This window comes from Actinoplanes oblitus (assembly GCF_030252345.1).
In the GTDB taxonomy this organism is placed as follows: Bacteria; Actinomycetota; Actinomycetes; order Mycobacteriales; family Micromonosporaceae; genus Actinoplanes; species Actinoplanes oblitus.
On record NZ_CP126980.1, the window covers coordinates 8,206,586 to 8,219,013 of the forward strand.

11 protein-coding genes are annotated in these 12,428 nt (G+C 70.9%); 4 read left to right on the forward strand and 7 right to left on the reverse strand.

All coding sequences use genetic code 11. The features are described from left to right. Positions 1-22: 22 nt before the first annotated feature. A complete protein-coding gene (locus Actob_RS36455; protein WP_284916501.1) occupies positions 23-970 on the reverse strand; it encodes a GlxA family transcriptional regulator in 948 nt (315 codons plus the stop codon). A 92-nt stretch (positions 971-1,062) separates the two neighbouring features. On the opposite strand from Actob_RS36455, the gene Actob_RS36460 reads away from it, so the two are divergent. Then, positions 1,063-1,185, forward strand: coding sequence for a hypothetical protein (locus tag Actob_RS36460; RefSeq protein WP_284916502.1), 123 nt, complete (start codon positions 1,063-1,065; stop codon positions 1,183-1,185). Positions 1,186-1,246: 61 nt separating this feature from the next. Here the strand turns inward: Actob_RS36460 and Actob_RS36465 are convergent, their stop codons facing one another. Continuing rightward, the gene (locus Actob_RS36465; RefSeq protein ID WP_284916503.1) at positions 1,247-1,948 is read right to left on the reverse strand and encodes a SemiSWEET transporter; all 702 of its coding nucleotides are present in this window, start codon (positions 1,946-1,948) and stop codon (positions 1,247-1,249) included. 148 nt (positions 1,949-2,096) lie between these two features. Between Actob_RS36465 and Actob_RS36470 the strand changes: the two genes are divergently transcribed. Then, positions 2,097-3,266: a hypothetical protein gene (locus tag Actob_RS36470; RefSeq protein ID WP_284916504.1), complete on the forward strand. Its 1,170-nt coding sequence runs from the start codon at positions 2,097-2,099 to the stop codon at positions 3,264-3,266. A gap of 7 nt (positions 3,267-3,273) precedes the next feature. Here the strand turns inward: Actob_RS36470 and Actob_RS36475 are convergent, their stop codons facing one another. Next, a complete protein-coding gene (locus Actob_RS36475) occupies positions 3,274-4,905 on the reverse strand; it encodes a beta-1,3-glucanase family protein (RefSeq protein WP_284916505.1) in 1,632 nt (543 codons plus the stop codon). A gap of 290 nt (positions 4,906-5,195) precedes the next feature. Between Actob_RS36475 and Actob_RS36480 the strand changes: the two genes are divergently transcribed. Continuing rightward, the gene (locus Actob_RS36480; RefSeq protein ID WP_284916506.1) at positions 5,196-6,200 is read left to right on the forward strand and encodes an SIS domain-containing protein; all 1,005 of its coding nucleotides are present in this window, start codon (positions 5,196-5,198) and stop codon (positions 6,198-6,200) included. Positions 6,201-6,466: 266 nt separating this feature from the next. Here the strand turns inward: Actob_RS36480 and arfA are convergent, their stop codons facing one another. From arfA to Actob_RS36500, 4 genes are read right to left on the reverse strand one after another with little or no spacing between them, the layout of a single operon-like run. Then, positions 6,467-7,993, reverse strand: coding sequence for an arabinosylfuranosidase ArfA (arfA, locus tag Actob_RS36485; protein ID WP_284916507.1), 1,527 nt, complete (start codon positions 7,991-7,993; stop codon positions 6,467-6,469). A gap of 28 nt (positions 7,994-8,021) precedes the next feature. Continuing rightward, positions 8,022-8,873, reverse strand: coding sequence for a carbohydrate ABC transporter permease (locus Actob_RS36490; protein ID WP_284916508.1), 852 nt, complete (start codon positions 8,871-8,873; stop codon positions 8,022-8,024). Further along, positions 8,870-9,796, reverse strand: a complete 927-nt coding sequence (locus Actob_RS36495; protein ID WP_284916509.1) for a carbohydrate ABC transporter permease — start codon at positions 9,794-9,796, stop codon at positions 8,870-8,872. The genes Actob_RS36490 and Actob_RS36495 overlap by 4 nt, the downstream gene beginning before the upstream one ends. Then, positions 9,796-11,082: an ABC transporter substrate-binding protein gene (locus Actob_RS36500; RefSeq protein ID WP_284916510.1), complete on the reverse strand. Its 1,287-nt coding sequence runs from the start codon at positions 11,080-11,082 to the stop codon at positions 9,796-9,798. Before Actob_RS36500 ends, Actob_RS36495 begins: the two co-directional genes overlap by 1 nt. 261 nt (positions 11,083-11,343) lie before the next feature. On the opposite strand from Actob_RS36500, the gene Actob_RS36505 reads away from it, so the two are divergent. Next, positions 11,344-12,363, forward strand: coding sequence for a LacI family DNA-binding transcriptional regulator (locus Actob_RS36505; protein WP_284916511.1), 1,020 nt, complete (start codon positions 11,344-11,346; stop codon positions 12,361-12,363). Positions 12,364-12,428 lie beyond the last annotated feature (65 nt).

The window sequence follows — 12,428 nt, forward strand, 5'->3', positions numbered from 1 at the left end:
CCCGTCGAGCGGTTCCACGGCTTCAGGACTTCGCTTTGAAGGTGCCTCGATAGCCCTGCGGGGTGGTGCTCAACCGCTGACCGAAATGGTGCCGCAGCGTCTGAGCGCTCCCGAAGCCCGCGCGGTCGGCGATGGCGTCGACGCTGAGGTCGGTCTCCTCCAGCAGGCGACGGGCGAGCAGGACCCGCTGGCCGGTCAGCCAGTCGTGCGGGGTGGCACCGGTCTCGGCCCGGAACCTGCGGGCGAACGTGCGGGGGGCCATGTGGACCAGATCCGCCATGGTCTCCACGGTGTGCTCCCGGTCCAGGGTCTCCAGCAGGTGGGTGAGCAGCGGCTGCATGGTCTCGCAGGAGACGGTGGGCATCGGGGTCTCGATGAACTGGGCCTGGCCGCCGTCCCGGTGCGGCGGGACGACCATCCGGCGGGCGATCTGGGCGGCCACCGCCGAGCCCTGCTCCTCGCGGATCAGGGCGAGCCCGCAGTCGATGGCGGCGGCGGTGCCGGCGCTGGTCAGCACGGTGCCGTCGGCCACGTAGAGCACGCCGGGATCGACCTTGGCCCGGGGGAAGCGGGCGGCGAGCCGGTCGGTGTGCCGCCAGTGGGTGGTGCAGCGGCGGTCGTCGAGCAGGCCGGCCTCGCCGAGCGCGAACGCGCCGGTGCAGACGCTCATCACCCAGGCGCCTCGCTCGTGGGCGCGGCGCAGCACGTCGATCACCTCGGCGGGGGCCTGCTGGATGTCGTTGGGCACCACGGCGACCAGGTCGGCGGTCTCGGCCGGGGTGAGGTCGTGGCTCGGGGCGACGGCGAAACCCGAGTGGGTCGGGACCGGTCCACCGTCGACACTGCAGAGCGCGAAGTCGTAGTGCGGCAGGCCCTCCGGGGTGCGGTCGTAACCGAACAGCTCACAGAGGACACCCAGCTCGAAGACCGCCACCTCCTGCATGGCGATCACGGCGACGCTGCGCAACATGCGGCAACGGTACCGCAAGGTTGGCAGTTTCTTGAAGATGTATGGCATTACTGCCACTGGTATGGGCGCGCTCGCGGGGCCAGGCTTGGTGCATGGAAATCGCAGCGCTTGTCTTCTTCGTCCTACTATTGATCGCTTCCGTGGCGGGCCTGACCGTCGACAGCCGGGACAGTGCCGATTGGAAGCCCAGCGCCGACGGCCGTCGCGCCGCGTGACGCCCCACCGGGGAAGACCGCCGGATCCGGCGGCGCCAGCCGCCGGACCACGGGGAGAGGATCAGACCCCGGCGACCGCGAGACTGCGGGTGACCACCGATCCGCGCCACTGCGGCGTCCCGATCGCGGCGACCTCGGCCGGCGCCCGGCGGGCGGTGAGCACCGCGCAGACGGTCAGCGCGCTGCTGAGCCCGACCAGGGCAGCCGCCCAGACGGCGGGCTGGCCGGTGCCGAGCCCGTAGATCAGCCACGAGCCGCTGGCCGCGGCGCCCAGCCGGAAGCGGGCCGGCGACAGGCCGGAGACGTCCTGCGCCCGGTTCCGCAGCAGGGCCAGCGGCTGCGGCAGCGCGGACAGCAACGCCCCGATGGCCAGCACCGCACCCAGCAGACCTGCCGCCCGCGCCGCGGTGACCTGCGGCAGCGCCGCCGACGCGGCGGCCGTACCGACGGCGGCCAGCACCGCGCCGGCCAGCCCGCCGGCGCCGCGCAGTGCCCGAGCCGAGCGCAGCCGGGGCTGGGTGGCGAGCAGCGCGATCAGCACGGCCACCCCGGCGACCAGGTTCAGCGCGTTGGTGACCACCTGGATCCGGTCCTCGATCAGCAGCCCGTACGTCAGCCAGCCGGCCGGCATCACCACGCCGAGCAGGCACGCGGCCGGGGACAGTCCCCCGGTGCGGCGCCGTACGCAGGAGAGGAAGACCTGGGGCCAGGCGATGGACATGGACAGGGCGGCACCGAGGAGGCCGAAGGCGTGCGCAGACATGATCCGTTTCCGAGTCGGTGGGAGGAACACCGACCGGTTCGGCAGGCACCGGACATCGCTGATCACCGGCACCCGGATCGCAACCGCCCGCACCGCGGCGGCACCCGGCGGTTGACGCGGAGGCGACCGCGTTTGGCACAGTGGACTGATGCTGACCGACGTGGATCTGCCCGCGCCCGGACTGCTCTGGACCCGCTGGGCGGCGCTGAGTGCCGCGATGACCGGCATCGACCGAGGTGAGCTGTGGTCCATCGACGAGCGCGGCGCCCGGCGCGACGACCCGGACCTCGGCTGGGCCCGGTTCGCCCTGCTCGACGGCCGGCGCGCGGTGCTGTACGGCGCCCGTCACGACCAGCACGCCGGCACCGATCCCGCCGCCGACCCGCTCACCGGCGCGCCGGACTGGCTGCCCTGGGCGGAGCTGACCCCGCTGGCCGAGAGCGGCCGGCTGGGCTTCGTGATCTGGCACGAGAGCGGCCGCTGGTCCCGGGTGCGTTACCCGCATCACCACGACGACGGGACGGCCGAGCTGCTGGCGCCGCTGCTGAGCGAGCAGCAGACGGTGACCGCGCTGCGCGCCGCCGCGCCACCGGCCGAGCTGCGCGGCCTGCGTGAGGTCGCCGCCGAGCTGCTGCACGCCGCGATCCGCGGTGAGGTGGGCGCCGGGCACTTCGACGAGTTGCTCGGCGAGTCCGCTGATCTCCAGGCCGCGCTGAGCGCCGCGGCGCGGGGCGGGATCGTGCCGGGCACCCGGCCGCCGCGGATCGAGCCCGGCCGGCGCCCGCCGATGCGCCGGGTCCGCCTGCTCAGCCAGGGCGAGCACGACCGGCTGGTGTGGGCCGCCATGCACGAGGCGACCGAGTTGCGCCGGCCCGCCCCGCCGGACACCGACGAGCTCGGCGCGCTGGTGCACTGGCTGCAGGAACGCGCGCCGGGCGGGGACGGGCGGTGCTCGCTGCTGGCGTACGCGGACGCCACCAGCTTCAGCGCGCAACCCGGTGAGCACCCGCCCGCCGATCGGCCGGGCGAGGAGCGGTACGCCGGGTTCCGCCGCCTCACCGAGCTGGTCCGGGCGCTGCGCCGGGCCGAGTCCGACCCGCGCTACGGCCGGTGGCTGTTCCTGCGGGTGGAGACCAGCGCCACCAAGTTCCGGGTCCAGCGCTGCTACGACTCGTGGCCGGCCTGGTGGCACGACGACGGGGTGTCCGGCCCGTGGCGCACCAACCTGCAGGAGGAGATGGAGGCGCGGGGCCCGCAGTGGCGCCCGTCCTGGACGCCACTGCTGGACCCCGAGGTCGCCTACCGCCCCACGTCCTGACCCTCGATCAGAACGGGGTGAAGGTGATCGCGGCGGTGCGCGGGTCGCCGTCGTGCACCAGCGACTCCTGGTTCAGCACGTCGTCGAAGGCGAACGCGTACGCCTTGCCGTCGACCATGTTCCGGTGGATCACCTTGGCGTACAGGTTGGCCGGGTCACCCTGGTAGAAGTCGGCCGCCGTGCCGCTCGGCTGGACGTCGAGCCGGCCCAGCGTGGTGCGCTGCAGGGCGGCGCAGAGGGTCCGCGCGATCGGCCCGACCACCTGGTCGTTGGGCGCGCCGAGGGCACCGTCGCAGCCCCACACGTTGGCGGTCGACGGCTTGGTGAACGAGGCGACCGTCCGGCCACCGCCATCGGTGAAGCTCATCACGTCACCGTTCGTGCGGCCCACGTACCGCACGTCCGGGCGGTCGGTGAACGGCGTGACGATCAGGTCCTTCCTCGCGTACGCCGCCCAGGCGCTCGCGATGTAGGAGTCGAGGTAGGTGGCGCTCATCAGCCCGGCGTCGGCCGCCTTGCCGGGGGCCAGCACCCGCAGCACCGTCCCGTCGGCCCGGGTGACCACGCTCTTGGCGAACGCCGGGCTCGCCTTGACCGCGTCGATCACCCGCTGCCGGCCGTTGGCGCGCACCTCGCCGGTCGCGCTGGTCACGCCGCTGCCGCCGGTGACGCTGACGATGTGCGGCACCGCGAACATGTCGACCTGCGAGCTGTTCAGCCACAGCCCTGACGCGTTGACGGTGAACTCGCTCCAGTCGAAGAGGATGTCGTGGTTCGGGTCGCCGCCGGCCCACGGCGCGGGCTGCACCACGCCGTTCGTGGTGAGCCGGAAGTCGAGCTTCCGGCCGAAGGAGAAGTAGAGCCGGCCGGAGATGTTCCGGGGGACCCGGATCGTGGTGCTGGCACCGGTGGCCGGGCCGGGGATCGAGACGTCCGGCGCGCTCACCGGCACCGCGGCGCCACCGGTCCAGGCGGTGAACGTGCCCGCCTTGTCGACGTAGCCCAGCTTGCCGGTGTCCAGGTTGACGCCGAGGACGTAGAGGTGCACGGCGTCACCGCGGCCGGTCTTGTTGGTGACGGTGACCGGGAGCAGCTTCTCCTTGGGCGCAACCGTCGTGGCGGCCGGCTTCGCCGGCTCCGCGGTCGTGGTCGGTGCCGCGGTCGGGGCCGGCGCGGCGGTCCTGGTGGGCGTCGCGGTCACCGCCGGGGCGAGGCTGGTGACGGTCGGCGCCGGGACGGTCGTCTCGCCACCGCCGCAGGGCCGGCCGTTGAGGGTGCAGTTGACCGGCTGCCCACCGGCGCCGACAAAGCCGAACGTCACCTTTCCGCCGACCGGAACGGCGCCGTTCCAGCTACTGTTCGTGAATGTGCGGTGACTGCCGTCGGCGGCCATCCGGGCATCCCAGAAACTGCCGACGGTGGCTCCGGCGGGGAGGTCGAATTCGACTTTCCATGACGTCATGGCGGACGTTCCGGCGTTGCTCACGACCACCTCGTCCTGCCAGCCGGTGCCCCAGTCGGAGACCGTACGCAGGGATGCCGTGGCCGCGGAGGCCGAAGCGGGCAGCGCGAACCAGGCGGTGCCGAGTGCCGCAACGGTCGCCAGCGAGGTGAGCAACAACGTTCTTTTCCGGCGCATCAGAAATCGCCTCCGGGGAAGATGGGATCGGGGGATTCCCAGTATGGAAACAGTCCGCGGAAATCGACGGGTTGTTTAAGGTTCCGTTAACGTGACGTCTTTTCCGGACCGGGATAACAGTTTCCGCGAGATTTTTCCGGAGGGGGGACTGCGCGAGCCATGACGGGCGGGCTATCGTACGGATTCAGTGTCCACAGGCAGCTTCAGCAAGTCTTTGGCGCGTAACTGACCAGTCAAACCACCGAATCCGTCGTCAGTCGGATCGCCAATCCACCGCACCGGGAGGTCGGATGACCAACGCACTCGACACGATGATCGCCGCACAGCCCGCCGCCCTGGAGGCGCTCGCCGATCCGGAGCCGACGGCGAGACCGGCGGCGCTCCTCGACGCGGCCACCCGGATCTGGCTGGTCGGCACCGGCACCAGCCAGCACGCCGCCGAGCTCGGCGCGGACGCGCTGCTCGACGCCGGGCGGGATGCCCGCTGGGTTCCGGCGGCCGGCTTCACCGACCGGCTGCTGCGCCCGGGCGACGCGGTAGTGGTGATCAGCCACACCGGACAGACCGCCTACGCGCTGCGGGCCCGCCGGATCGCCCTCGGCGCCGGCGCGCCGCTGCTCACCATCGCCGGGCCGGACGCCGGAGCGGGCGAGAAGTCCGAGCCGGCCCCGATGAGCGGGCAGCGGGCCGAGACGGTTCGCACCCCGGTGGCCGAGACCTCGGAGACCTACACGGTGAGTTACACCGCGGCGCTGGCGGTCCTCGCGCAGCTCGCGCACCACCTCGGCGCGCCCGGGTGCGGGCCGGAGGCGATCCGGGCGGCCGCCGGGCGGGTGCGGGCGGTGCTGGACTCCCCCGAGCCGGCCGAGGTCCCGATTCCCGGGCGGGCGATGGCGATCACCGGCCCGGGCGCCTGGTCGGTGACCGCCCGGGAGGGCGCGCTGAAGATCCGGGAGGGCGCCCGGATCCTGTGCGAGGGCTTCGACCCGGAGCGGCTGCTGCACGGCGCCGCGGTGCCCTACACCTCCGCCGACGCACTGCTGGTGCTGCAACCGGCGGCGGATCCGGACGGGCTGACCGCCGCGGTGGCCGACGCCGCCCGGCAGGCGGGCCTGCATGTCTCGACGCTCGCCGAGCCACCGTCCGCACTGCCCGGCCTGCTGGCGCAGATCCCGATGACGGTGCGGCTCCAGCTCCTCGCCCTGCGCTTCGCCCGGATGCGCGGTCAGAACGCCGACCTGGCGATCACCGGCCCCTGGGCGGAACCGTCCCTGTGGCGCCTGGGCGCACCCTGACCCACCCGGAACACCATCCTCGCTGCCGCGATGCCGCCCGATTGTCCGCGGATCCTTCTCCGGTACGACTCGGAGTCCCGTGCTCATCGGCTCGCGATGTAGCGGCCCACTCCGGACCGCGGCGCGTGTCGTGCGGGTTCGCTCGGCGCACGCGACGCTCCGGCCCCCGCACGACCGCGACGCGCCCCGGCCCTGGCTGGTCGTCACGGTGGTGTCCAGGCCCGGGACACCACCGTGCGGACCAGCCAGGGCGCGCGGTCGGTGAGTCAGGGGCAGGTCAGGCGCAGGGCGGTCCAGGAGACCCGGGGCAGGACCAGGGTGACGGTGGCTCCGCCGGTCGTGACGGCGCCGGTCGGGATGTCGGCGGTGGGGCGGAGGGTGACGCGGTCCGGGGCGTCCTTGGTGTTGGCGGCCCGGACGTCGTCGTCGGTGAGGGTCCAGGAGTCGGCGACGACCAGCGGCTCGCCGAAGGCGGACAGGTCCACAGTGAACTCGACCGGATCGGCGACGTCCCGGTTGACCACGAAGACGGTGACGTCACCGGTCGCGGCGTCGTGGGTGGCGACCGCGTCCACCAGGGCGGCCTCGCCGTACTTGGCGGTCTGGTAGGTCGGGCCGTCGATCCGGGTCTCCAGCACGTCGCCCTTGGCGAGCGCCGCGGTCCGCGCGAACGGGTGGAAGATGGTCTGCCGCCAGGCCGGGCCGCCGGGCTCGGTCATGATCGGGGCGATCACGTTGACCAGTTGGGCCTGGCAGGCGGCGGTGACCCGGTCGCTGTGCCGGAGCAGCGAGATCAGCAGGTTGCCGACCACCACCGCGTCGGCCACGTTGTACTGGTCCTCGATGACCCGCGGGGCGACCTCCCATTCCTGGGGCAGCGGGGCGTTCTGGAACCGGGAGAGGTACCAGACGTTCCACTCGTCGAACGAGAGGTTGATCTTCTTGGTGCTCTTCAGCCGCGCCCCGACGGCGTCGGCGGTGGCGACGATGCTGTTCACGAAGTGGTCCATGTCGACAGCGCTGGCCAGGAACGAACCCAGGTCGCCGTCCTGCTCCTCGTAGTACGCGTGGCAGGAGACGTACTCGACCACGTCGTACGCGTGCTCCAGCACCGTCGACTCCCAGGCGCCGAAGGTCGGCATCGACGAGCTGGAGCTGCCGCAGGCGACCAGCTCCAGATCCGGCTCGGCGGACTTGAGCGCGCGGGCCGTCGACGCGGCGAGCAGGCCGTACTCCTCGGCGGTCTTGTGCCCGGTCTGCCAGGGGCCGTCCAGCTCGTTGCCGAGGCACCAGATCTTGACGCCGTACGGCTTCTCCGCCCCGTTCGCCCGGCGCCGCTCGGAGAGCGCGGTGCCCTCCGGGTGGTTGACGTACTCGTGCACGTCGAGCGCCTCCTGGACGCCGCGGGTGCCGAGGTTGACCGCGTACATGATCTCCACGTCGGCCTTCTCGGCCCACTTGGCGAACTCGTCGATGCCCACCTCGTTCGTCTCGATGCTGCGCCAGGCCAGGTCGCGGCGGCGGGGGCGCTGCTCACGCGGCCCGATCCCGTCCTCCCAGCGGTATCCGGAGACGAAGTTGCCGCCCGGATAGCGCACCATGCTCACGCCCAGCTCGCGGGCCAGCGCCAGCACGTCGGTACGGAAGCCGTCCTCGTCGGCGCTCGGGTGGCCCGGCTCGTAGATGCCGGTGTAGACGCAGCGGCCCATGTGCTCGACGAACGACCCGAAGGTGCGGCGGTTGACGGGGGCCACGACGGCAGCCGGATGCAATGCGACTCGCGCACGAAGCATTTTGTTCCCTTTGATGGAGATAGGAAGCTTATTTGACGGCGCCGATGGTCAGGCCACCGCGCCAGTACCGCTGCAGGAGCAGGAAGGCGGCGATCAGCGGCACGATGGCCACCAGGGCGCCCGTCACGATCACGTTGAACAGCGCCTCGCCGCCGTTGCCGAGGGTGGCCGACATGTACCAGGTACGCAGCCCGACCGTCAGCGGGAAGAGATGGTCGTCGCTGAGCATCACCAGCGGCAGGAAGAAGTTGTTCCACGACGCGACCATCGAGAACAGCAGCACGGTGACCAGGGCCGGCCGCATCGCCGGCAGCGCCACGCTGGTGAACACCCGCAGCTCGCCGGCGCCGTCGATGCGGGCCGCCTCGAGCATCTCGTCCGGCACCGACTCGTGCGTGTAGACGCGCAGCAGGTAGACCCCGAACGGGTTGAGCAGCGACGGCAGGATCACCGCCCAGATCGAGTCGACCAGACCGGCCTTCGACATGAGCAGGTAGGTGGGCAGCACCAGCGCGGTGGCCGGGACCATGATCAGACCCAGCAGGAGGGCGAACAGTTTCGTACGCCCGGGGAAGCGCAGTTTCGCGAAGGCGTACCCGGCGAGCGCCGAGACGGCCGTCGCGCCGACCCCGCTGACCACCGCGTACAGGGCGGAGTTGCGCAGCCAGACCAGGTAGATCCCGTTCTCCTGGGAGAACACCGTCCGCAGGTTGTCGACCAGGTGGAAGTCGGAGAACCACAGCGGGGCGGAGAGGAACAGCCCGTCGTTGTCCTTGGTCGCGGCGACCAGCAGCCACCAGAACGGCAGCAGGAAGTAGATCGCCATCACGCCCATCACCAGGTGCGGGACGATGCCGGCGCGCTCTTTCGTCGGGTTCACAGCGCGCTCCGTTTCCTGGTCGCGAAGAGGAAGAGGTACGACCCGACGAAGACCACCGCGCCGAGCAGGAACGAGATCGCGGCCGAGTAGTTGTACTGCTGGAACGAGAACGCCTGGTTGAAGGCGTACACGTTGGGCGTGTAGTGCTGGGTGATCGAGCCCGGGTTGAGCGGCTGCAGGATCAGCGGCTCGGTGAAGAACTGCAGGGTGCCCAGGATGGTGAAGAGGGTGGCCAGGACGATCGCCGAGGAGATCATCGGCGTCTTGATCCGCCAGGCGATCTGGGCCGGGCCGGCGCCGTCGATGCGCGCCGACTCGTAGACCTCCCGCGGCAGTCCCTGCAGCGCCGCGTACAGCACGATCATGTTGTAGCCGGCCCACTGCCAGGTCACCACGTTGCCGAGCGAGGCGAGCACCCAGGAGCTGGACAGGAAGTCGATGTGCAGCACGGAGCCGAGCGGGCCGGTGTCCTTGCTGTAGAGGAAGCCCCACATCAGGGTGCCGATCACCACCGGGACGGCGTACGGGACGAACGCGGCGAGCCGGAAGACCCGGGCGAACCGGGAGGTGGCATGGTCGATCAGCAGCGCCGCGAGCAGCGCGAGGCCGATCATCACCGGCGTCTGGATCAGCCCGAACACGATCACCCGGAGCACGCCCTCGCGGACCAGCGGGTCCTTGAACGCCTGGGTGTAGTTCTCGAAGAGGGCGAAGTGCTCCCCCTCGATCAGGGTGGAGCGGTAGAGGCTGAGCTTGAACGCGTACGCCATCGGCAGCAGCAGGAACGCCACCAGCAGCACCACGAACGGGAGGACGAAGAGCCAGCCGGTCGCGGCCTCCCTGGCGTTCTTGACCGGCGACCGGCGGGCCGGGGGGCCCGCGGCCGCCGGAGCGGCCGCGGGTTTGGTCTGCACCTCGGTCATTACTGAACCTTGAAGCCCTGCTGGGTGGCGTACTGGGTGACGTTGGCCTGCGCGGTGTCCAGCGCCGCGGTCCACGAGGTCTTCTTCTCGATGGCGCCGTTGATCCCGGTGGTCAGCTGGTTGAAGTTGTAGCTGTTGAACGGGCTCCAGCTGAACGGGGCGATCGCCTTGTAGGCCGGGACGAAGACGTCGTTGACGGTCTGGCCGCCGAAGAAGTCGTACTTCTTCTTCAGGAACGCGTCCGACTCGAGCACCGGGGTGGCGGTCGGGAACAGGTACGCCTCGTCGATGCCGATCTTCCAGGCGCCGGTGTTCTTCGCGCCGTAGATCTCCATGGCGACCTTGGTGGCGGCCTGCGGGTTCTTCGCCTGGTCGGTTACCGCGAACGACGAGCCGCCCCAGTCACCCTGCGCGTCGGCGCCGGCGGTCCACTGCGGCAGCGGGGCCGCGCGCCACTTGCCGGCGGTCGTCTTGGCCACGCTGGCCAGGTAGCCCGGGCCCCAGCCGGCGGCCAGGTAGGTGACGTACTTGCCGGAGCCGAGCCCGTTGTAGAAGTCGGTGGTGCCGTACGCCTTGGTGTCGGCGAGGCCGCCGGTGACCATGCCCTCCCAGTACGACATGACCTGCTTGGCCGGCGCGTCGTTCACCGCGATGCCGATGTTCGACGGGTTCGCCGTGTCATACGCGTACGGCTTGCTCCCCGCCTGCCAGGTGAGGCCGGTCATGAAGCCGCCGTCGTTGCCACCGAAGTCGGTGATGAACGCCTTGCCGGCCGAGGCGGTCTTCAGCTTCTCGGCCTGCGCCTTGTACTCGTCCCAGGTCTTCGGGATGGTCAGACCGTACTTGGCGAACAGATCCTCGCGGTAGAGCATCGCCATCGGGCCGGCGTCGACCGGGATGGCGTAGACCTTGTCGCCCTGGCTGACCTGCTTCCAGGCCCAGTCGACGTAACTCGACTTGAGGTCGTTGGCGCCGTACTTGCCCATGTCGACCAGGTGCTTGGTGAGCTGGTACGTGGGCAGTTCCTGGAACTCCAGCATGACCACGTCGGGCGCGCCCTTGCCGGCCTTGAGCGCGGTCTGCAGCTTGGTGTACTCGTCCTGGCCCGCGCCGGCGTTGGTCCACTCGATCTTGATGTCGGTGTGCGTGGAGTTGTAGAGGTCGACGACCTTCTGGAAGGACGGGTACCACGCCCAGACCTTCACCGTGACCGGGCCGCCGGTCTTGCCGCCGTCGCCGGAGGCGTCCGAGCCGCTGCCACAGGCGGCGAGAGTCAGTGCTGTCACAGCGGCGGCTGCCGCGGTTAGCGAGCGCCGTAGACTAAACTTTCTGACGTTCACTGGGTCCTCACAGATTCGTATCCAGTTGATCGGATCAGAAGGGCCGGCCTCCGGTGCTGGCACACCGGAGGTCGGCAACTCAAGCTCTTCACTTTTCGCGAAACCTTGTTGCTACGCTTTTGCAGCGCTGCAAAACAGCATGCACGGACGTCCAATCGACGGCAAGGGGTAACCTGCCGGAAACTTGGCGCGGCAGAGGGGGCACCATTGCGTCGAGAAGTCACGCTACGTGACGTGGCGGAGCTGGCCGGGGTTTCCAGCCGAACCGTCTCCAACGTGGTGAACGGGTACGCGAACGTCACCGAGCGGACCAAGGCCCGGGTGCAGCGTGCCGTCGACGAGCTCGGTTACCGGCCGAACGTGCTGGCGCGCAACCTGGCACAGGGCCGCTCCGGGCAGATCGCGCTGGTGGTGCCCTATCTGGACACACCCTACTTCTCGGAACTGCTGCAGAGCGTGATCCGGACGGCCCGGGCCCGCGGCTACAACGTTCTGATCGACCAGACCGACGGCGACCCGGAGCACGAGCGCGCGTTCATCGCGCACGGCTCCCGGCGGCTGCTCTTCGACGGGGTCATCTTCAGCCCGCTCGGGCTCGACCAGCACGCCCTCGCCGACCACGACCCGAACCTGCCGCTGGTCGTGCTCGGTGAGCGCACCAGCGACGGCACCTTCGACCACGTCGGCATCGACGACGTGGCCGCCTCCCGCCAGGCCACCGAGCACCTGCTCGACCTGGGCCGGCGGCGGCTCGCGGCGATCGGCGACCAGCCGTACGCCACCGGCGAGGCGGCACAGCTGCGCACCCGCGGCTTCCGCGAGGCGCACGCGGCGCACGGCCTGACCGCCCGGGAAGACCTGATCATCAGCACTCCCCGGTTCAACCGGAAGGACGGCGCCCAGGCGATGGCCCGCCTGCTGGATCTCCCGGAGCCGCCGGACGCCGTCTTCTGCTACTCCGACCTGGTCGCGCTCGGCGCCATCCACACCCTGATCAGCCGGGGCCTGCGAGTCCCCGAGGACGTCGCCGTGATCGGTTACGACGACATCGAGGACGGCGCGTACGCGAACCCGTCGGTCACCACGATCTCCCCGGACAAGGAGATGATCGCGACGTCGGCGGTCGAGCGGCTGCTCCTGCGGATCGCCAGCCCGACTCCCCCACCGGCCGTCGAGCTGCGCGCCCCGCACCGACTGATCATCCGGCAGAGCACCGCCGGCCGCTGAGCGGTGACACCGATTTCCGGTACGCCCCGGCCGTACCGGAAATCGGCGGACGCCGGCCGAGGCGG

Bases quoted from the DNA above. Each gene is read 5' to 3' on its own strand.
- arfA (WP_284916507.1), bottom strand. From the start codon at position 7,993: ATGCTTCGTGCGCGAGTCGCATTGCATCCGGCTGCCGTCGTGGCCCCC.
- Actob_RS36470 (WP_284916504.1), top strand. From the start codon at position 2,097: ATGCTGACCGACGTGGATCTGCCCGCGCCCGGACTGCTCTGGACCCGC.
- Actob_RS36455 (WP_284916501.1), bottom strand. From the start codon at position 970: ATGTTGCGCAGCGTCGCCGTGATCGCCATGCAGGAGGTGGCGGTCTTC.
- Actob_RS36480 (WP_284916506.1), top strand. From the start codon at position 5,196: ATGACCAACGCACTCGACACGATGATCGCCGCACAGCCCGCCGCCCTG.
- Actob_RS36460 (WP_284916502.1), top strand. From the start codon at position 1,063: ATGGAAATCGCAGCGCTTGTCTTCTTCGTCCTACTATTGATCGCTTCC.
- Actob_RS36475 (WP_284916505.1), bottom strand. From the start codon at position 4,905: ATGCGCCGGAAAAGAACGTTGTTGCTCACCTCGCTGGCGACCGTTGCG.
- Actob_RS36465 (WP_284916503.1), bottom strand. From the start codon at position 1,948: ATGTCTGCGCACGCCTTCGGCCTCCTCGGTGCCGCCCTGTCCATGTCC.
- Actob_RS36495 (WP_284916509.1), bottom strand. From the start codon at position 9,796: ATGACCGAGGTGCAGACCAAACCCGCGGCCGCTCCGGCGGCCGCGGGC.